The sequence below is a fragment of the Mesorhizobium sp. M4A.F.Ca.ET.022.05.2.1 genome (assembly GCF_003998845.1).
In the GTDB taxonomy this organism is placed as follows: domain Bacteria; phylum Pseudomonadota; class Alphaproteobacteria; order Rhizobiales; family Rhizobiaceae; genus Mesorhizobium.
In genome coordinates this window covers 35,485-54,648 of sequence record NZ_RZOJ01000001.1, presented here as the reverse complement: position 1 = coordinate 54,648, position 19,164 = coordinate 35,485, and the positions used below count along the sequence as shown (strand labels likewise).

The following is a 19,164-nucleotide window of genomic DNA, read 5'->3' as shown; positions in this document are numbered from 1 at the left end:
TCAACCAACGGAGATGAGCGATAGAAATTCGTGCTTTCTTCATCTGACAGAAACTAAGTGAATTAAGAGATATAGCTGATTTGTTTGAGTAGAGAGTCGGATCGAAATAATATTTCCCTACATCCCACGTTATTACCTTTCATTACTAGGAGTTTGGCAACATGAGGATAATGTCGTTCAAGCCGGGCCATGATGGCGCGATTGCAGCACTGGATGCATCAGCAGCCGAGCTCATCTATTCGTACGAGGCTGAGAAGGATAGTTTTCCGAGATATTCGACCATTACCCCGATAACGGTCCTCGATGCCGCTGGCCGCCTGGACGCCCTTCCGGATGTGATTGCCGTCGGTGGGTGGGAGAACACAGGGCGCTCCGTCGCGGCAGGCTACTACGGTATAGCGCAGGGATCGGCTGTTGTCGGCGAGAGGACCATTTTCGGCCGCAAGGTGCATTTCTATTCCTCGACGCACGAGCGCTCCCATCTCTGGGGCTCCTACGGCATGTCGCCGTTCCCCGTCGGAATGCCCTGTTATGCGTTAATCTGGGAAGGGGACCTCGGCGATTTCTATGAAATCGATGAGCGTCTGCAGGTTGTGCATTTGGGACAAGTGATGGCTCGCCCTGGCAGCAAGTATGCTTTCCTCTACGCGCTGGCCGATCCGAAATTCACCTTGCCCAAATTACAGTTGCGCTACGAAGACGCCGGCAAGCTAATGGCGCTTTGCGCCTACGGCCAGACCGGCGGGCCCGACCGGGACGAGCAGGCGCTGATGGACTTCTTGCTTCCACGCGACATTGTTCTGTACTCGTTGGGCAAGGAGGATTTGCGGGATTCGCCCTACTACAACATTGGCGTAACACACCAGAAGTTCACCAACCTCGCCAAGCGTTTTTCGGACGCCATCTTCGATTCGTTCCACACTTTCGCGAAGAAGAACCTGACAAAGGGCTACCCGCTGCTGATTTCAGGCGGGTGTGGATTGAACTGCGACTGGAATCGCCGTTGGCTCGAAACGAATCTTTTTTCCGACGTTTTCATTCCGCCATGCGCAAACGATACAGGCTCGGCGATTGGGACCGCTGTCGACGCGATGCGGCATTTCACAGGCAATGCTAAGATCAAATGGAACGTCTATTCAGGCCAGCCCTTCACACTTGACGAAATTGACCACACGGGGCTCGAGGTCCATCCACTCGACTACGGTCAGGTAGCTTCGGCGTTGCTCGATGACAAGGTGATCGGCTGGGTACAGGGAAATTGCGAAATCGGGCCACGGGCGCTCGGCAACCGGTCAATTCTCGCGGCGCCTTTTTCAAAGGCAGCCCATGAGCGCTTAAACCGCATCAAGAACCGGGAAGGTTTCCGTCCGATCGCGCCGGTTTGCCTGGAGGGAGATGTCGCGCTCCACTTCGACTTGACACGCCCGTCGCCCTACATGCTTTTCTTCCAGAAGGTTCTCGATAGCCGGTTGGAGGCTGTCACGCATGCTGACGGCACAGCGCGGGCCCAAACAGTTTCGCGGGACCAGAACAAGCGCCTCTTTCAGCTGCTTACCGCGTTCAAGGCGAAAAGCGGGGTCGGTGTTCTTTGCAACACATCGCTAAACTTCAACGGTGCCGGCTTCATCAATCGTGCAAGCGACTTGCTAGCTTATGCCCGGGCCACAGGTCTGGACGGATTCGTTATCAACGATGCGTTCTATCTCCTTAAGGGGCCGCCCGTTGCGTAATTCGTTGGTCGACCGCTCGTCCGGCATGCCGAAGTGGTATCGTTTCGAGAAGCTGCTGACACCGCTGCGCGAGGCGGGCCGGGTCGGGCTCGGGATGCGCATCACTGATCATGGTTCGGGCCTCAGAGCCCACCGCATACAAGTACGCGAGAGCATCTCTCGCGCCCGGCAAGCTCCCTTCGATATCGGCGTCCCGTTCCCGTGCCCCGAGGGGCCAGCGGAGTGACCTCCCAATGCAAACGAGGCTAGTCTCGTTTCCGTCCACAAATGTGCGTATTTCTCGGCGTTTACAAGAATCTTGTGCTGACCTGAAAGGCGCCTTTGACGGGCATGGACAGGATCAAGAGCACTAATTGTCGACAAGATGGTGTCATCGATCAGGCACACGCCACCGCGGGCGGCGTTTGCCGGAGACAGCAGCAATGCCGGGTTGGGATCAGGTTGACTGGAGGCGAGTGAAGAGGGCGAGGTTGTAAGCCACGACCGAGGACCAGACGTAGGTCTGAAGTGGTCAGGTCCGCGCCAGGTGCAGCGTCCCAAGCCGTAAGCGCGTTTGAGGCAAGAGATGCCAGCTTCGATGCCGGCACGGAAGTTGCGTAGCTTGCGATAGACCCACTTGCTTCTGACCATGTCCTCGATCCGGTAGGCCGGTTTTCTTGTGGAAGGCCATGTTGGAGACGCCCCAAGCCATCGCCGTGGCCAGGTTGTTGCGCGTGGCGAAGCCGCCATCGGCCGCCGCTTGCCGCGGCGCTTGCCCATAGACGGCGATGTGGCGCTCCAGCATCGGCAGCAAGCGGTCACTGTCGGCCGAGTTGCCTGCTTCGATCACCAGATCGAGGAACAGGCCGCTCCTGCCGGTGGTCAGGTTGAGTTTGTGGCCGTACTTGGTGTCGCGGCTGCCTTTGACGATGAATCGGCATGCGGCTCGAAGAGGCTGACCAACTTCTCGCCGGCCGGCACCGGCTCGCCGGCCAACACCCGCCGCTCGCTCTGTCTGATGATGCGTTCGATCATCGGCCGATAGTGACGAACCTGGAGCTGCCACAGTGCGATGAGCGGAGTGCTCGCCATGGCCAATCGCTCGCTCGCCTGCTTCAGATAGGCCAAGGTCGTGCGGGTGATTGCGATCAAGTCGCGATAGAGTTGGACCCGATTGGGTCGACCGCGCGTGAACTGGATCTTGCGGGGACGCGCTTCTTGGCTGCGCGGCAATGATCGCGCCATGATGAACCGGAGCCGCCGACCAAGGTATCGGCCCGCTTTCAGTACCATGACCCGCACTGCATCCCAAAGCAGGCTGCTGTCGCTCGGCTCGTGCATGAGCATACAAGTGCCAAGAACCAACCGTCGTCAGTCGACGTCCGCCTTGCCGTGTTCAGCCGTATCCGGTTGAAGACGTCCCTGTTCGGAACCCGACACACGGTGGGGGGTATACCGCCGGTGCGGCGCGAAATATATGGCTTGTTCCTCTTCTCAGGACCTCTTCAACGGCACGCCGATTGCACGGGACACGGTGGAGGATCCGTTACGACCCGTAGCGGCCGTCCAGTGTCCGGTCGAGGAGGTCTATATGAGCTCCGAAAGAATGAGGGAGTAAGCTCATGCGAATAGCTGTCGTGTGGAACGATGATCATAAGGGCGTGATCAACCGGTTCGGTCAGCCTTGTCCGACTGAATACAGCCGCGAGAGGGTCAAAAGCGTAGCGGCGGCACTGCAAGAGGGCGGCCACGATACCCTGCTGTGCCAAGGCGATAAAGAACTGCTCGCGACGCTCGAGCGATTCATGCCACCCGAGCCCGAAGCCCGCCCCTCGGGAATCGTTTTCAACATGGCGTACGGAATTCAGGGCGAGTGCCGTCTCACCCACGTTCCGGCCATGCTCGAAATGGCTGGTGTTCCATACACCGGCTCTGGCCCGCTCGGGCATGCATTGGCGCTCGACAAGGTTATCGCCAAGAGGCTCATCTGTGATCTCGGCGTGCCGACGCCGAACTTTCGCGTAATGCGTCGCGGCACCGAGAGCACCGGCGACCTGCGATTCCCAATGGTGGTGAAGCCGCGTCACGAATCCGATAGTTGCGGAGTGCAGGTCGTACATGAGCCTGCTCAGTTGAGGCAGGCCGTAGAAGTGGTCGTCACACAGTATGCGCAGGAGGCGCTTGTGGAAGAATACATCGAGGGGCGAGAAATCACCATCGCGCTGCTAGGAAACGGAGAACTCGAGGTGTTGCCTCTGGTGGAGCAGGATTTCGGCAACCACGAAACGCGTCTTCTGGTTGGGGATGCGATTGCGGCGACGAAGAGTATTTGCCCGGCGCACATCGGCGATAAGCTTGCGACGAGGCTTCGGGATATTTCGGTTGCGACCTTCCGTGCCTGCCACTGCCGGGATTACGCCCGTGTCGATCTCCGGATCGACCGCTCCGGCCAGCCCTTTGTCCTGGAGATCAACACCGTGCCTGGACTCGGTATGCGGAGCCCGTATGTCCTGGCCGCGAAGACCGCCGGACACAGCTTCTCGAGCTTGGTCAACCGCATCCTCGATGTCGCCTATACGCGGTATTTCGGTGTCGCATCCACCTAACCGCAGGTCGTTGCAGATCTTGGAGAGTTTCGTGGCCGTTAAACGCCCCGATAGCCGGTGCTTTCAAGGTCGTGTGAGGCATTCTCAAATCCGAGGATCGCGGCTATAATCAAATTTCGGGAATTATTTTCTCACATTTTTTGTCCCCTCACCCCAACGCGAGATATTATGAGCTCAACAGTCAATTCGGATGGTCCATTGGATCGCACATTTGCAATTCTTGATTTCGTGGCTACGCAACTAAAAGCAGTTGCTGCGGCGGACATTGCCAAGAATCTCGACCTGCCCTTGCCAACAGCTCACAGATTGATCAGTAATCTCGAGTCCCGCGGACTGCTCCAGCGCGCGGCGGGCACAAAACGATTCGTTGTCGGAAACAACCTAGTCGTGCTTGCGGGTAAGACGATTGGCTCAGCCTTTCGAACGGCACGACGCCACGCAGTTCTTCAGAATGTCGCAGCAGAAATTGGCGAGCAATGCGAAATTGGAATCGTTAGAAACAATGAAGTAGTCTATGTCGACAGCGTACGGGTTAAAGCTCCCCATGGACTACAGTTTGACCCTGGGCATAGCGCGCCCATTTATTGTACGTCTACCGGGAAGATTTACATGAGTACGCTTCCCATAAAGCCGCGTGAAAAGCTGGTTCGGTCCCTCCACATGGAGCAGCATACGGACAGGACGATAACCGATCCTGATGCGCTTCTCGTTGTTCTAGAGGATACTCGCCGGGAAGGATGGGCTCGGACGAACGAAGAGTTAGTTAAAGGTGTGGTTGGATGCGCTGTTCCAATCCTAGCTCCTGGCGGCACTTTGATCGCTTGTCTTGGTGTGTCCGTTCCAGTCGCCCGCGTCAGCTTTGACGAGCTTCAGCGTTTCCGTGAACCCTTGTTAAAGGCAGCAAAGTTGCTATCTGAGACGATACTGCAGACTAGCAGCGACTTTACCGAAGGAGGCATTGGCTAAAGCGCACCATCCGGTGAGGGCTGCGCATTGGCTTCCTGACCTTGCAGGCGCATCGTGGGCTCGCTCGCGAACCCGTGGCAGTTCGCTCAAAACCGCTTGCTAACCGAGATGCCGTACCACCACATCGATAAATTGGATCCATTAGCCTGGAAGGCAGCGGCTAAAGCCGCTTGCCCTGCGACAACCGCGCCAAATATGCAGGTATAGGATCAAACGCGGCCAACGACATTCGTTCCATGAACCGCTGCGGTGTCGTGAACGCATCTCGATCAGTCACTATATGGCAATGCGCATCATCAATAGGATGATCGTCAACAGCTTCGAAAATTTTGAGAAACTCCGGGTGCTGCTTTGATAGAAATAGCGGAAGGTGGTCCAACCCTCTTGCTGCCTTGCTGTCCATTTGTTGACTCCATGAAGAATTGTTAGGGTTGCAGCTACATTCTGTGAGGGGATGCAGAAGGGCCTCGCACCGCGGATTTATTTGCGTGGGCTGCATTGATGGCTCGCTGGCCAATCACGCTCGATCCGGGCCTAGCTATCTCCTGTCAAGATTTTTGGCCCAATCGCCTCTGGATGGAGAACTCGGCGAGGATCCGAATCCATGAGCGAATTCCCTTTTGAAAGCTGGAAAGATCGTATTTTTCGTTCGGACTGTGGTGGCGATTATCGGATCTCGCGAAACCGATAGGCAGAGATTCGAGCCCCAACCGATGCTTAACCACGCCGACAATTGGAATTGACCCGCCACTCCCGATCAGCACAGGTTCACAGCCCCATTCCTGTTTCAACGCAGCACGTGCGCTGGCAAGAAAGTGGCTTCTTGGCGAAATAACCCATGCAGGACTGCCTCCGTGCCCTTTAAACTCCACTTTGCAGTCGACAGGGGTTCTCGCACGAATATGCGCACGAAACTTGGATTGGATCTTTTCGGGATTTTGCCCAGGCACCAATCGGAAGGAGATCTTAGCGACAGCTCTGGAGGGAATAATCGTTTTCACGCCATCGCCGTAGTATCCCCCTGCAATGCCGTTAATTTCGCAAGATGGTCGCGTCCAAATTTGCTCCAATACCGAATAGGAGGCGTCTCCGGCAGATTGCGATAGCCCTGCATCCCTAAGAAACGCGTCCGCAGCAAAATTCAGTTTGAGCAGTTGGCTTCTGACCTCTTCGTCCAATTCCTCAATATCGTCGTAGAACCCTTCAATTGTCACTTCGCCGTTTGCGCCTCTTAGGCTGGCAATCAGCTCGGCTAGGGTTTGGATAGGATTGCGCGCGGCATTGCCGTAAGCCCCGGAATGCAGGTCACGGAAGGCGCAACGTATTTCGATTTCTTCTTCCACTATCCCCCGAAACATCGCGGTGATTGCGGGCACCGTATCTTTCCAAAGATATGTATCGCAAAGCAACATCACATCAGCAGCCAGCTCGTATCCGAATTGGTCCAAAAACGACTCCATACTCGGGCTTTCGCTCTCTTCCTCTCCTTCGAAGAACATGGAGACGCTTATCGGCAGACCGCCTGTCACAGCCTTCCAGGAGCGACATGCTTCGATAAAGGTTAGAAGTTGCCCCTTGTCGTCCGATGCACCACGAGCAACAATATGGGTGTCGCCGTCAGGTTGCGTTTTGAGCGTAGGCTCAAACGGGTTAGCTTGCCATGCCTCGAAGGGCTCTGCTGGTTGAACATCGTAGTGGCCGTAAAACAAGACATGTGGGCCGTCGGCTTTTTTGTGGTGCCCGACCACCATGGGATTTCCAATTGTAGGCCTGACAGACGCATCGAAGCCAATGCCTGATAACTCATTTGCTACCCAGGACGCTGCCTCGCGGCATTGCGGTGCATATAGCGCATCGCATGAGATGGAAGGGATTCGCAGCAGTTGGAAAAGCCGATCAAGGCTTGCGTTCACGTGGGCGTCCGCGTGCCGTAAGACCGCCTCAACTGGTTGCTGCGGCACACCAGCCCCAAAGTAAGATCTTTTCTCGGTCGACATGCTACCTTCCTCTCATCCGCGGGAGCACTGAACGTTGCGATGCTCCCTATATCTGGCTACTTTGAAGTGCAGAGCCGTAATCTGTTGCTCTCGGAACGCTCCATGACTGGTTTCCGGATCCACTTTTGAGGTGCAGTGGGATGCGGCGAAGTCGCCAACTGGTTGCACTTATTGAATCGATTTTCTGATTCTCGTGGGGTTTTTAGTGTCACGCCTCTTGACTCAGTAGGTGTCAAAAGATTTCTGGATCTTCACCGGATCGGATGTTTGGGTGAGCGCCAGCATCAACGGGATGCGAGCTTTTTGTGGATTGAGAGAGTCAGCGGTGACGAAGCCAAGTGCGTCATCATCAAGCTCGTCGTTTCGCCCGACAATGCCGCAGTTGGCGCGCGAGGCGCGGGAAAGTGCAGGAGCACCTTGACCTCAGCGAACCCAATCAGAGAAGAGTCTAAGTGCTCTCGGAGAATTCTTTCCGTAGGAAATATCGCCGGGATCCTCGTGGATAATTGGGCAGGTGACCAAACGTCTCGTAACCGAGAGACTGATAGAACGCTGGCGCCTGAAACTCGAAAGTGTCTAGCCACACTCCGACACATCCTCTGCGAAGAGCCCAACGCTCTGCAGACCTTACTAACCGAGCCCCGATTTTCCGACCCCGCAATTCCTTGGGTACAAAAATCAATTCGATATGCAGCCAGTCATAGTAGCACGTTGCCCAAAGTCCACCCGCGGTTTCGCCGCTCCTGGGATCCTTGATTAGGATTGCAAATGACTTGAGGTCGTAAACAGCGCCCGTGCTCTCATTATAGGTAAATAATTGGTCAACAATGGCTTTCCGGTCTGAGTCGTCCGGCTGTTCTGTTATCTTGATCAGTTTACCCACTGTGCTTGTTCCTTCTATGACAGGTTTTGCGTCTTGCCTATCGGTCAGGTGCTGCCCGAGGCTAGAAATGATCTGCTCCGGTCACAGTGATGCCGTGCAACTTGGCGGCGACGATTTTTCTCATTTACAGGATTCCTCTTTCAGCTATAGACTCACCATACCGACGGGCGACTGCAGCGTTTGGTTGAGGGGAAGGAAGTGTCCGATGGGTTGCAGCCTCGGAACGATCGTGGCAAACCTCGTGCCATTTAGCCGCCTCGATGCACGGCGTTGAGGTTTTGGCGGCCTGAAGCGGCGATGTGGCCGCTGTTGGGCGCTTTTCCGCGAGCCTCGTCAGGCGCCGGCGGTGATCCGTCGTGATGGCAGGTGGGGTTTGCAGGTTGCGGTCGGCGGGTTCGTTTCGGGGCGTCTGCGCCCCATCGTTATGTCGCGAGCCGCGGAATGCGATCGAGGACGATGCGCAGGATGGGCATCGTCACGTTGTTTGAAATGCGGCCGCGTGAGGTCGACACCTCGCTTTTCAGGCAGGCCGTGCGCTTATGGCTTCCCACGCGGCCATGGCCCGGCGTCGATGGGTTCGAATCGTGCTGCGGAGCGGTTTGGTCTGCGATGGGACGAAGAGGCTTCGGACGGCGGAGAAGATCGACACGAAATGCTGCAATGAGCCGACCGACCGGAAACCCTGTCGCGTTCGCTCCCGTTTTCGGAACGGCAGGTGAGAATTCTCCGCCCGGTTGTTCAAGCCTTTATGCGAGCGGTGTTCCACGTTCGGCATGACCTGGCGTTTGGCACCCGTAGGAGCGCAATTTGTCGGTGATCATACGCTTTGGCGGCAGGCCCTGCTTCTTCAGAAGTCCCGTCAGCAGGCGCCTGGCGGCCTTGGTGCGCGGCGCGTCTGGACAATCTCGTCGAGCACATATCCGTCCTGATCAACCGCTCTCCACAACCAGCATTTCTGACCGTTGATGCGCACCACGACTTCATCCAGGGCCAGACATCGTCTTTCGTTGGTGCCTTGCGGCGTATGCGGCGCGCATAATCAGGGCCCTGCTTTCGGCGCCATCGGCGGATGGTCTCGGAGGAAACGACGATCCCGCATAGAGCAGCATTTCCTCGACATCGCGCAGGCTCAGATTGAAGCGGAAGTAGAGCCAGACAGCACGGGCCACGATTTCGATCGGATAGCGGTGGTTCTTCTAGGTCGGTGCACTCACGGTCATGGGCGCGCTGCCACCTCATGCCCGCCTGCGTGGAAGAGCGCCGCGCGGCGAGCGCTGCCGGGCCGGCGTGCCGCATGGCCACTGGAAGACCACGACCTTCACCGGAGCGCTGCGGCTGACGGGCATGACTGCGCCCTTCGTCTACGACGGCGCCATGAACGGCAACGTGTTCCTGGCCTATGTCGGTGCTGGTTCCGACATTGTCGGAGGGCGACGTCGTCGTCATGGACAACCTTCCCGCCCACAAGGCCGCCGGCGTGCGCGACGCGATTGAGGCCGCAGGCGCGAGCCTGCTCTACCTGCCGCCCTACAGTCCCGACTTCAATCCGATTGAGAACGCCTTCGCCAAACTCAAGGCGCTGCTGCGAGCAAAGGCCGAGAGAACCATCAAGGCGCTGTGGGACACGGTCGGCGCGGTCGTCGACCTCTTCACCCCAGCCGAATGTGCCAACTACTTCAAAGCCGCAGGATATGAACCGGATTAAACAGGACGTGCTCTAGCTACTCCTTCATTGCATGGACTTTCACCATCTACTCCTTGCCGGTCTCCCGGCGCACCTTGTTCCGACCCCAATCTGCGGGCCGGTTCGATTGAAATTCCGGCACTGGCGCTGTCTCTACCCGGCCATCGACAAGCGACATGCCCTGTCGAGTCTGTCGCGCCCGCTACATAGTGGTGGCCAACGTTCGTAACCGTTAAATAGCTGATCTTAATATCAAAACTTTATCCAGGGCTCTTTCTGCGCAGTTGGCACGATTTTTGGAACGCTCGTCGTGCGTCAACAAGCTCGGCAATTCTAGGCGGATCCGCGTCGTTATAGCTTCAGCGATGCCGGGCATCCCGCACGACGGCGAAGCAGGTAGAGAACATATGGCTATTGAGAACACGCAAACGGAACGACCTCACAGATGATTCGTGGCGCAAAACCTCAACAATAGGAAATTTCGATGATCGACCTCATCCCACGACGTAATTCCCCGTCTCCCGGACTACTTGGGCAGAGAAAACCACTTGGAGTGGTCGGCGGAATGGGAAGCTTGGCGACTGCTAAATTCTTGGAGGTTCTGGCTCGCAAAAGCCGAGTTGAAAGAGACCAGGATCACATCCCATTTATTTGTCTATCGGTTCCCAATATCCCTGATCGTTCGCAAGCAATTTCAAGCGGCAGCGACGCCCCCTTGCTGCACATTTTGGAACGCGCGTATTGGCTAGAGAAAGCTGGATGCGGAGCAATCGCAATCCCTTGCAATACTGCACATCTCTGGGCCACAGAGATTAAACAAGCGCTGTCAGTTAAATTGATCGATATGGTAGAGATCACAAGACAAGCCATAGAGGACTCACATGGCAGCGAAGCACACAACCTTCGCTCAATTTCCCTAGGAACGATCGCATCTATGCAAAACGGGCTTTACGCGAGACCAAATGAAAACGCCTTCGGCAAACAGTTTTTTCGCAGCCTCACGAAACTTCAGCATGAAGCCATCAAGATCATAGCTGACGTAAAGTCCGGGAACATCACAGATGCACAGGACAATTTAACGAGACTTGTCCACGCCGCCAGATCTTTCGACCCTGACAAAATCATCCTAGCTTGCAGTGAATTGTCAGCGATCTGCGGAGATCTTGCAGACGACAATGACATTGTCGACCCAATTAATATCCTTGCTGATGCTTGCATTGACTGGTGGTTGGCAGGAAGTCACGCGTCCGGACATGTTGGCCGATTGATTATGGGGTAGAACACGATGACCGCTTTAATCCTGGGAAATGTTGGCTGCGCCACTATGGTTCCACCAGCACACTTGTTGTCGGACAAATATTTGCAAAATAATGCATCGGAAGCCAAAAGAATGATTTGGCTTGCCAAGAACGACGACATACTGATCACCCCGACGCCTGTATCACAATCATTTTTAGACTATGTTAATACCCTCAAGGGTGGAAGCAACATCGTGTCGTTAGCGACTTCAGCAACGTTCACCAAGCGTCCGTTACCGATTTCGAAAAAAGACCTCGAGGCTGGCAGTCTTTTGTCCAAATCCCTGAGTTTGTTGCCTCCGGACCGCGTTTCGTGTCTGGAGCCGTATATCGCCGACGAAGTATCTATTTGCATTGCAAGAGTTTTGGGGAATGTTCCCATAACGTTTTCAAGTCAGAACCTTCGGGCAAGTCCTGAAGCAACACGTCGTTTTAACGACAAGGCAAAATTTCGTGAGTTTGCGGCTAATCTCGGCGTGCCGATTGCAAGTGGCAGTGTCTGCGTAAACGCCCAGGAGGTGGTGGATGCTGTGTGCAGAGCCCTGTTGGTTTCCGACAAGGTAATTCTGAAGGTGGCTCGCCATTCAGGAAGTGATGGCAACTTCGTCATCTGCAAGAGTATCGAAGGATCGTTCCAGGGCGCGACGCGCGCGGTTTGTATTCGCGAAGGTGATGCCAGCTCCATCCGTGCAGGGGTTCATGAAATAGGATTGATTGCGACGGAGAAAGAGCCTGTAGTCGTTGAGGCATATAGCGAAAATGAGTCTTCGGTAGGCGTACATTTCGACATTGGCAGAGACAGAGTAGAGCTCGTAGGCGTCGCGTCAATCCTGTTCAATCCAGGGTACGGAGGTGCATATTGGGATAGAACGCTTGTTGATGATCTGCCTAAAGACGTTCTGGCTTGGTGTCAAAGTCTTGGTAACTATGCCCGTGAGGCTGGATATTTCGGACCCTTCAGCGTTGATATCGTCGACGCCAAAGAGGTCGGCTTCTTCGCGTGTGAAGTAAACGGGCGACACGGAGGTTTCTCCTCGATAAGGGCCGTATCAAATTCCTTAGGATTAGAACCTGATGTCAAAAACGGTGAGCGCGTCGTCTTGTTTCGAACCGCCATCCCTATTGGAATTCGATTTCGCGACCTTGTCCATCTGCTTGAAAAACGACAACTGCACTACAATTCGTCCGTCAAACGTGGAGCAGTTGTGATGGTGGAGGGCTATGAAGATAGCGGTCCGTTTGATTTTGTAATCGTCGGAAGGGATCTGAGTGATGTTCAAGGTATAGAATGCTCCCTCGTCGAATTGGCCGAGGGGATATTAGGTGCCACTGTTTATCGTGAATTATAAAGAGGAGGCCATAGTGGGTACGGTTACCACTTCGTTAGACATAGAAGTCGACAATCTTGTGCGCTTGGAGGAACATCGTCAGCTGTCCCAGATAAGCTTGGTCGCCTCTGAGAACTATTCCTCTCCAGCGGTCAGGTTCTTTGAAGGAAGTATCTTTGCAGACAAAAATGCTGAGGGTTACCCGGGTAAGCGGTGTGTCGCAGGTTGCGAATATGCTGATCAACTAGAAAATTTAGCAATCGAGAGAGCAAAATCTGCATTCGGCTGCGAACACGCGAATGTTCAGGCCATGAGCGCTACCATTGCCAATTTCGCGATAATGAATGAGCTTTTTCAGCCACCCGACGGACTAATGGCCATGCGGCTTCGGGACGGCGGTCACTTAAGCCACGGCGCCCCTTTTCATGCGAGCGGCCAAAATTTTCGATGGTGTTTCTACGGAGTGTCAGAGACCGACGAGCAACTGGATTATGATGAGGTGCGATCAATCGCGCTGGAAAATCGACCTGCAGCAATCATCTGCGGAGGTTCATCGTATCCGCGATTGATTGATTATGAGAAGATGCACCAGATCGCACTAGAGGTTGACGCACTCCTTTGGGTGGATTTAGCACATACCGCAGGTCTTGTAGCGGGACGCGCGATCCCCTCACCTTTCCCTCACGCCGACATAGTTACGACTTCCACACACAAAACCCTGCGGGGACCACGTGGCGGCGGCTTGATCTTATGTAAAAATAGCTTGGCGAAACAAATCGACAGGGCAATATTTCCTGGCTTGCAGGGCGCGCCCAAAATGGACATGATAGCCGCGCGTGCGGTGTTGCTTGCTGAAGTACAGACTGATCGGTTTCGAGAGTATGCAAGAGATGTTTTGAGAAATGCGAAAGCCTTGGAGCGGGGCTTGGTTCATACAGGTGTTACGCTTATTTCTGGCGGCACTTCCTCGCATCTACTGCTTCTCAACGTGTTGAGGTGTGGCACGACCGGAAGTGAAATTGAAAGCTCGTTGTTAGAAGCTCAGGTGGTCGCGAATAAGAATCCGATCCCATTTGACACGCTTTCCCCATCTAAGGCAGGCGGACTTAGGATCGGTAGTGCTGCACTGACAACGCGGGGGCTTGATGAAGTGCAGTGTTTTGAACTTGGAGGAAAGATCGGAAAGGTCGTTATGTCTGCCAGTAATCCTCATAGAGTTGCGGACTTGAGGTCGTTTGTTAGGCAAAACACACAGGGACTTCCTTTGTTCAATCGGAAGTGGGTGGCCTAGTTCGTGCGCCAGTAACGCGCCGGCCAACCCGGCAGGACCGGCGCCGATGACGACCAGGTCATTTCACGGCAATTGTCCTGCGTTTCGATGACCATGCCATCACGAACTTCAGCTCTGCAGGCCAGAACGTCAGCCACCCCGTTGACAATGATCCGGCATTCAAAACAGGCGCCCATCATGCAATAGGGCAGACGCCGTTTTCCCGATATCGGGTTGACGATGAAATGGTCGAGGCGGTTTTCCAGGAGCGCCAGTGCAAGCGTTTGGCCAACCCTGGCGGTTACCGGCACGCCGTTGACCTGGATGATTGTCCGCTTGGCGGCCTCTTCCTCAAATATCGGGCGGAAATTCATGATCTCTTCCTTGAGAAGTCCGGAAATCGAGCCTCCAAGTCTTGCGCATGCACGGGGGCCAGCGTGAGTCCTGCGGGCAGCACCAATTTGGCGCAGCTATATGTCGAGTTCCCGGCCGTTACTTGGAAATCGGACCCGGCTGGCCGGATCCCTGTGACAGCGCTGGATGCGCGGTATTCGCCACCAATTACACCAAATGCCGAATGTAGCGCCCGGAAGAACTTCAGAAGGTTCACCGCGCCGTCCAGACGGCCGTAACAGCCACCGACCACCGAATTTCCAAGACCGGGAATGTGCTGGTCCAGTTCGCCGTGCTCCATCTCATACGCGGCGGCCATGGGAAGATCGTCGTCGAATTGTTTTCTCATCAATTGCGCGCGATCTTTCCATTCCGCCTCCGACATGCAGAGATAGAAGGCCCCGTCGCCCTCCAGGCCGACGTCTATTCCGCTCAATTCTTTCAACTGCGAACTAAAGGCCGGCCATATCTTGGCCGCCTTCCGCGAAAGCTGCGCAAAGGGTCGGAAGGTGTGACCCTTGGTCTGGACCCAAATGAGGCCGAAATCACCCCGTGCTGCACGATTGTCGTCATCGCAGCCATCAAGCACGAGCACATCAGGGCCACGCAGTCTCAGCCCAAGGGAAATGGAAACCCCACCAGACCGCCAGCGGCAATGAACACATCAAAATTTTCTGAGTGAGTTCATAGAAGTTCATTCAGCGGCCTTGAACGCGTCAAAGGCCGACTGCTCGCTTTTTTCGAGGATCTTAAAAAGGCTTACGAGGCATGACGGAAGGCTTCGAAGAACTGGCCGATAGGATAGGGCGCCTCGTTGTTGGCGGTGAGGAAGGCGTTTGAAGTCACTCCTGGCCAACCCATCAATCGAAATGAGGAGGTGTGCCGGTGGCATTATTTCTATTCGTCACGGGTCGGAAATGGTGTAATTGACCAATCGATTAAGCCGACAGCACGCTGAAGTATCGCCTCGGTCTGAGCAAGGCTCGGGGAAGCAGCTATAACATGTCCGATCCAGTCTCGGTCATCGCCTTTCCGGACGATCGGCGTCTTGGGTTCAACATACAGTTTGACTTCGGCGACACCCGGTACAGCAGCTGCTTGACTGCCGCCGTCGATCCACTCAAGGGTGCCATCGCGATCAGGAACCAGGGACCGGGCGGCCGCAGTGTGCGAATGCCTTCTGCGCAAATTCCATTCATTGCCAGTGACAAGCTTGATGTGCTCAGTGATGAGATCAACACCATAGGCCAGATGAACCAATTGAGGATCGGGCGTGCCAGCAAGACGCGGATTGACTTCAATGACGACCGGGCCACGCTTTGTCCACCGGAGTTCAATGTTCGTTGGCCCCCAACCAAGGCCGAGAGCTCGCAAACAACTCAGTGAAACATCGACGATACGCTCATGCTCGTCATCAGTTAACGGGGCTGGAAAGGTGAACCCACGATAAACGAAATGCGGTAGGGGGTCGAAGTCAGCGGCGGCAATCCCAATGACCTCATTTCCCATTGTATGGGCGGTATATTGAGGGCCCTGTGCAAATTCTTCGACCAGTATGCTCGGCAGAGACCGCCATATGTGCTTCCCGCTCAACAGATAGGCCGTGTGTTCGGCTAGCTCATCGACGTTGCGGCACAATCGGACGCCGCTACTGCCTCTGCCTACGGTTGGCTTGAGAATCACCGGCAGGCCGATCTCTGCGGCTGAGCTCTCTACGTCCGTCGCATTCGCTGCCACGCGATAAGCAGGTACCGGAACGCCTGCCCCCGCGAGGAGCTCACGTTGAGTGAATTTGTCGCAGCATCGTTCTGTGGATGCGGGGTTCGGTCCCGGCAGATTGAAATGCCGGCAGAGCTTGCCAGCTGTCGCGTAGAATGGTTCCCAGGGGCTCGTAATGCCAGCAATGTCATAGGTCGCAAGCAGCCGGCAACATTCGCGGATCAGCGCGTCCAGATTGTCTGTGTCGAGACGGATTGCCTCAGTCCTTTCCGCCGCGAGATACTCGTACTGAGTTGGATCAGCCGACAGGGTAATTGGATAAAGGCCAAGACGCTGGGCCGCCTGGACGAACAGCAGACCATTACCCGTTGAATCGCCTTCAATCAGGATGAGTGCTCTTTTTGCCATTGGTTAATACCCCGACGGTGCGTTCTATGTGGCGGTTTTCGAGGAAATCAGCATCAGCTTGTTCAGCCGTGCCCTGACCTCAGACTCTTGGTAGGCGGACAATTGTCCTCAGCGGGCGGCTGCGGCACAGCTGGTGCACTCGCGAAAAGCTCGGCAAATTCCGCCTCAACGTCAATTAAGTGAATATCGTGAGTCGACAGCCAGTCCTGATTGAAGATTGTGTCCAGGTACTTTGTGCCGCTGTCGCAGGCCAAGGTCACGATCCGCGATCCAACCGGCGCTTCACGGGCCACGCTGAGCGCCTCGTAGATCGCTCCTCCAGTCGAGCCCCCGACAAGCAATCCGTGCCGCCGCGCCAGGTAGTGGCAAATCGAAAAGGCATTGTCGTCGCTTACTTTCCGACCCCAATCTATCGCGTCGTAATCGATCACCATGCCCACATTGGCCCCTTCGGGTGTACCAGTGCCCGATTGACGGTAGCACCCGCCCTGACCGCCAAAGATGATACTTCCGACAGGTTCCACGCCAATCACTTGGACTTCGGGTATATGCAGCCGCAGTTCACGCGCGGTCCCGCAGAGTGACCCCCCCGTACCGATGGCAGACACGAAATGCGTAATTGTCGGTCCGAGATCATCTAGCAATTCAGCTGCCAGTCCCATGTAACCAGCGGCGTTGGCGGGGTTGTTGTGCTGTTCGGTCCAGTTAGAGCCATCTTCGATGGCAATCCGCCTGGCCTCCTCGTCACGCTGGTCGGTGGCTAGGGCGCCATCGCCGCTACCAACGACTCGGACGTTGCTGCCGAATGCACGGACAGTAACGATTTTATCTAAACTTGCATGGGAGTCCATGAGGGCGGTAAATTCGAGTCTGCGGACAGCGGAGATCATGGCCAACGCGCTAGCCGTATTCCCTGAGGAGGATTCGACAATTCTGACAGCGGCTTCATCTAGCGTGATAGGCAGGCTGTCCACCATGCTCAAGGCCATACGGTCCTTCATCGAGCCAGTAGGATTGAACATTTCTAATTTAATATACAGGCCGACCTCACCGCACCGCAAAGGAATGTGCAGCATGGGCGTGCGTCCGATAGTTTCAAGAATGCTATTGACGATCATTGGGGGCAATCCCCTCTTTGTTAAGGGTTTCGTCGGCTAAGATCTTCCACCCGGACGGACGCCGGACCGCGGCTATCTTTTTGGGTAAGGGAATTTGGTGGAACGAACTCTCATTCGAATCCATTTGGTACCCGGCGGTATTGGCGAAAACGACAAGATCACCCGGGGCGATGCCACCCTCGATTGTCAGGCCGCGCCAGCGGATGACATCGGATTCAAGACAGCTGCGCCCGACCAGAAAATAGCTTGCATCGTGTCGCGGCACCTCGCGTTTTTCTCGCCACACGACCACCGGAGACGGCACGAAATCGGCGCCAAACCAGGTTTCTGAGAGTGAAAACGACATACCATCAAGCACTACCCCGAATCGACGGTTTCCGAGGTCCTTCACGTCGATCACATTGAAGGCGCTGATCCCACACTGGTCTAGAAGCGAGCGACCAGGCTGAAGTAGGATCGGCAGCCGGTGACGGTGGAGGAAGTCGCGGTCTTCCGGGTCGGCTAGAGCGGTCTGGATCACCGCAGCCGCGTGATGGGCTCCAGCAAGCTCTGGAACGTAAGGATAGTTGCCGGGTTTTGCTACGCTGTCCCAATGGACGCCACGACTATATGCAACTGGATCGAACCTCTGAAGGTAGCGCATGGGATATCCACCACCGATGTCGATTCCGCCGGGCGTCAGGCATCTAGCGCAGAGGCGCCGCAAGAAGGCGATGCAGAAGCGCAATTGTTCTGCGCGCGTCTGAACCTGGTAGTCGTTGATATGAAATGACACTCCAACCCGCTCTACCTTGCTCTTTTCAAGCAGCGTCAGACACGCCACCAGCTGATCCTTGGTCATTCCAAAGCGCGAGCCGGGCTCAGTTATGGGACGAGCCCGAAGGAACAGACGGCCGATACCTCCCACGCCGTCCGCCAGCGCGAGAACGCGTTTGAGTTCTTCGATGCAGTCGATATGGATGGCCACCTTATGGCGTATGCAAAGATTGATTTCGTAATCGGACTTTGCCGGCCCCGTCATCGACATGCGCTCCGCTGGAACTAGGTTCATGAAGGCCGAAGCCATCTCGTGGGCAGAAGAAACGTCCGCGCCAGCGCCAACCAGTGCGAATGCGCGCAGGAGCGAAGCAGACTTACAGGCCTTCAACGCGAACTGGACCTGACAATCGCCATAGACGGTCAGCAACTCGTTCAGCCATTGGAGGTAGTTTTTGGTGGCTTGGTCAGGATTCACCACATGCAGCGGCGACCCGAAACCATCGACCCAAGCTGCCATTTCGGATCGGCTATTGAGTAAATCGAGCGTCCAATCGCTGAGTAGCGGCCCCGGTTCGTCAGAAATGTATTTCTGGAACATTGATCGTTCCTCATCTCAGGTCGTCAAGATCGATTGAGCAGCATGGCAGAGCAATCTGTAACTTGTGGTTAGTCGTCTTGAAGCCCATCAGGTCGCCGGATAAGCCGGCCTGGATAATACTTTCCACGTCAACGGGCCCGGGCTTGGACCAGTAGGTCACTTGCAAGCTTGGATCACCATAGGAAAGCAAGACGCATGGAACAGACAAGAGAGCGAGCTCCCGGGCACAGAAAAGGCGATGATGACCATCCATGATCACGGAATGGCGATGTTCGACAAAAATCGGCCGGGTCCACCGCCCCTTTTCGGTGATCATCTTTGCTAGCGTCCGAGCACGTTCAATGTTGATTTCCTCGGATGGTCGGAGCTGGCTGACGGGCAGCTTGACGACGGTGTAGTTTGAGATGAGTTGTGCGGACGACAAGGCT

15 protein-coding genes and 4 pseudogenes are annotated in these 19,164 nt (G+C 55.5%); 7 read left to right on the top strand and 12 right to left on the bottom strand.

The window, feature by feature from the left end; genetic code table 11:
* The first annotated feature begins 161 nt into the window (after positions 1-161).
* Positions 162-1,730 (top strand): carbamoyltransferase C-terminal domain-containing protein, encoded by a 1,569-nt coding sequence (locus tag EN745_RS00255; protein WP_127420241.1) that lies wholly within the window; start codon positions 162-164, stop codon positions 1,728-1,730.
* Between the two features lie 436 nt (positions 1,731-2,166).
* Here the strand turns inward: EN745_RS00255 and EN745_RS00250 are convergent.
* Positions 2,167-3,053: pseudogene (locus tag EN745_RS00250) on the bottom strand (ISNCY family transposase); the annotation flags it as partial.
* A 278-nt stretch (positions 3,054-3,331) separates the two neighbouring features.
* Here EN745_RS00250 and EN745_RS00245 point away from each other — a divergent pair.
* Positions 3,332-4,315 (top strand): ATP-grasp domain-containing protein, encoded by a 984-nt coding sequence (locus tag EN745_RS00245; RefSeq protein WP_127420240.1) that lies wholly within the window; start codon positions 3,332-3,334, stop codon positions 4,313-4,315.
* A gap of 168 nt (positions 4,316-4,483) precedes the next feature.
* Positions 4,484-5,281, top strand: a complete 798-nt coding sequence (locus tag EN745_RS00240) for an IclR family transcriptional regulator (protein WP_127420239.1) — start codon at positions 4,484-4,486, stop codon at positions 5,279-5,281.
* A 160-nt stretch (positions 5,282-5,441) separates the two neighbouring features.
* On the opposite strand, the gene EN745_RS00235 is transcribed toward EN745_RS00240, so the two are convergent.
* The 5 genes and pseudogenes from EN745_RS00235 to EN745_RS00220 form a co-directional block, all read right to left on the bottom strand.
* Positions 5,442-5,684 (bottom strand): hypothetical protein, encoded by a 243-nt coding sequence (locus tag EN745_RS00235; protein ID WP_245487565.1) that lies wholly within the window; start codon positions 5,682-5,684, stop codon positions 5,442-5,444.
* A 145-nt stretch (positions 5,685-5,829) separates the two neighbouring features.
* Positions 5,830-7,278: a M20/M25/M40 family metallo-hydrolase gene (locus tag EN745_RS00230; protein WP_127420238.1), complete on the bottom strand. Its 1,449-nt coding sequence runs from the start codon at positions 7,276-7,278 to the stop codon at positions 5,830-5,832.
* A 222-nt stretch (positions 7,279-7,500) separates the two neighbouring features.
* Positions 7,501-7,665, bottom strand: a pseudogene (locus EN745_RS35855) (L-asparaginase 2); the annotation flags it as partial.
* A 61-nt stretch (positions 7,666-7,726) separates the two neighbouring features.
* The gene (locus EN745_RS00225) at positions 7,727-8,161 is read right to left on the bottom strand and encodes a GNAT family N-acetyltransferase (RefSeq protein ID WP_127420237.1); all 435 of its coding nucleotides are present in this window, start codon (positions 8,159-8,161) and stop codon (positions 7,727-7,729) included.
* 520 nt (positions 8,162-8,681) lie between these two features.
* Positions 8,682-9,339 (bottom strand): annotated as a pseudogene (locus EN745_RS00220) (IS6 family transposase).
* Positions 9,340-9,400: 61 nt separating this feature from the next.
* Here EN745_RS00220 and EN745_RS00215 point away from each other — a divergent pair.
* The 4 genes and pseudogenes from EN745_RS00215 to glyA form a co-directional block, all read left to right on the top strand.
* Positions 9,401-9,866 (top strand): annotated as a pseudogene (locus EN745_RS00215) (IS630 family transposase); the annotation flags it as partial.
* A gap of 463 nt (positions 9,867-10,329) precedes the next feature.
* A complete protein-coding gene (locus EN745_RS00210; RefSeq protein ID WP_127420236.1) occupies positions 10,330-11,124 on the top strand; it encodes an amino acid racemase in 795 nt (264 codons plus the stop codon).
* Between the two features lie 6 nt (positions 11,125-11,130).
* Positions 11,131-12,492 carry a hypothetical protein gene (locus tag EN745_RS00205; protein ID WP_127420235.1) on the top strand — a complete coding sequence of 454 codons (1,362 nt, stop codon included), beginning with the start codon at positions 11,131-11,133 and terminating at the stop codon, positions 12,490-12,492.
* On the top strand, positions 12,467-13,762 hold the full coding sequence (gene glyA, locus EN745_RS00200; RefSeq protein WP_245487564.1) for a serine hydroxymethyltransferase: 1,296 nt from the start codon (positions 12,467-12,469) through the stop codon (positions 13,760-13,762). The genes EN745_RS00205 and glyA overlap by 26 nt, the downstream gene beginning before the upstream one ends.
* On the opposite strand, the gene EN745_RS00195 is transcribed toward glyA, so the two are convergent.
* From EN745_RS00195 to EN745_RS00170, 6 genes are all read right to left on the bottom strand, one after another.
* Positions 13,759-14,115, bottom strand: coding sequence for a (2Fe-2S)-binding protein (locus EN745_RS00195; protein WP_127420234.1), 357 nt, complete (start codon positions 14,113-14,115; stop codon positions 13,759-13,761). The two genes, glyA and EN745_RS00195, sit on opposite strands and share 4 nt — an antisense overlap.
* A complete protein-coding gene (locus EN745_RS00190) occupies positions 14,112-14,762 on the bottom strand; it encodes an FAD-dependent oxidoreductase (RefSeq protein ID WP_127420233.1) in 651 nt (216 codons plus the stop codon). Before EN745_RS00190 ends, EN745_RS00195 begins: the two co-directional genes overlap by 4 nt.
* A 269-nt stretch (positions 14,763-15,031) precedes the next feature.
* Positions 15,032-16,261: an acetyl-CoA carboxylase biotin carboxylase subunit family protein gene (locus tag EN745_RS00185; RefSeq protein WP_127420232.1), complete on the bottom strand. Its 1,230-nt coding sequence runs from the start codon at positions 16,259-16,261 to the stop codon at positions 15,032-15,034.
* Between the two features lie 62 nt (positions 16,262-16,323).
* Positions 16,324-17,379: a cysteine synthase family protein gene (locus EN745_RS00180; RefSeq protein ID WP_127420231.1), complete on the bottom strand. Its 1,056-nt coding sequence runs from the start codon at positions 17,377-17,379 to the stop codon at positions 16,324-16,326.
* Positions 17,366-18,736, bottom strand: coding sequence for a hypothetical protein (locus EN745_RS00175; RefSeq protein ID WP_127420230.1), 1,371 nt, complete (start codon positions 18,734-18,736; stop codon positions 17,366-17,368). The genes EN745_RS00180 and EN745_RS00175 overlap by 14 nt, the downstream gene beginning before the upstream one ends.
* A gap of 10 nt (positions 18,737-18,746) precedes the next feature.
* Positions 18,747-19,160, bottom strand: a complete 414-nt coding sequence (locus tag EN745_RS00170) for a ParB N-terminal domain-containing protein (RefSeq protein ID WP_189362908.1) — start codon at positions 19,158-19,160, stop codon at positions 18,747-18,749.
* Positions 19,161-19,164 lie beyond the last annotated feature (4 nt).

Bases quoted from the DNA above. Each gene is read 5' to 3' on its own strand.
- EN745_RS00240 (WP_127420239.1), top strand. From the start codon at position 4,484: ATGAGCTCAACAGTCAATTCGGATGGTCCATTGGATCGCACATTTGCA.
- EN745_RS00175 (WP_127420230.1), bottom strand. From the start codon at position 18,736: ATGTTCCAGAAATACATTTCTGACGAACCGGGGCCGCTACTCAGCGAT.
- EN745_RS00245 (WP_127420240.1), top strand. From the start codon at position 3,332: ATGCGAATAGCTGTCGTGTGGAACGATGATCATAAGGGCGTGATCAAC.
- EN745_RS00195 (WP_127420234.1), bottom strand. From the start codon at position 14,115: ATGAATTTCCGCCCGATATTTGAGGAAGAGGCCGCCAAGCGGACAATC.
- EN745_RS00185 (WP_127420232.1), bottom strand. From the start codon at position 16,261: ATGGCAAAAAGAGCACTCATCCTGATTGAAGGCGATTCAACGGGTAAT.
- EN745_RS00255 (WP_127420241.1), top strand. From the start codon at position 162: ATGAGGATAATGTCGTTCAAGCCGGGCCATGATGGCGCGATTGCAGCA.
- EN745_RS00230 (WP_127420238.1), bottom strand. From the start codon at position 7,278: ATGTCGACCGAGAAAAGATCTTACTTTGGGGCTGGTGTGCCGCAGCAA.
- EN745_RS00180 (WP_127420231.1), bottom strand. From the start codon at position 17,379: ATGATCGTCAATAGCATTCTTGAAACTATCGGACGCACGCCCATGCTG.
- EN745_RS00210 (WP_127420236.1), top strand. From the start codon at position 10,330: ATGATCGACCTCATCCCACGACGTAATTCCCCGTCTCCCGGACTACTT.
- EN745_RS00235 (WP_245487565.1), bottom strand. From the start codon at position 5,684: ATGGACAGCAAGGCAGCAAGAGGGTTGGACCACCTTCCGCTATTTCTA.
- EN745_RS00205 (WP_127420235.1), top strand. From the start codon at position 11,131: ATGACCGCTTTAATCCTGGGAAATGTTGGCTGCGCCACTATGGTTCCA.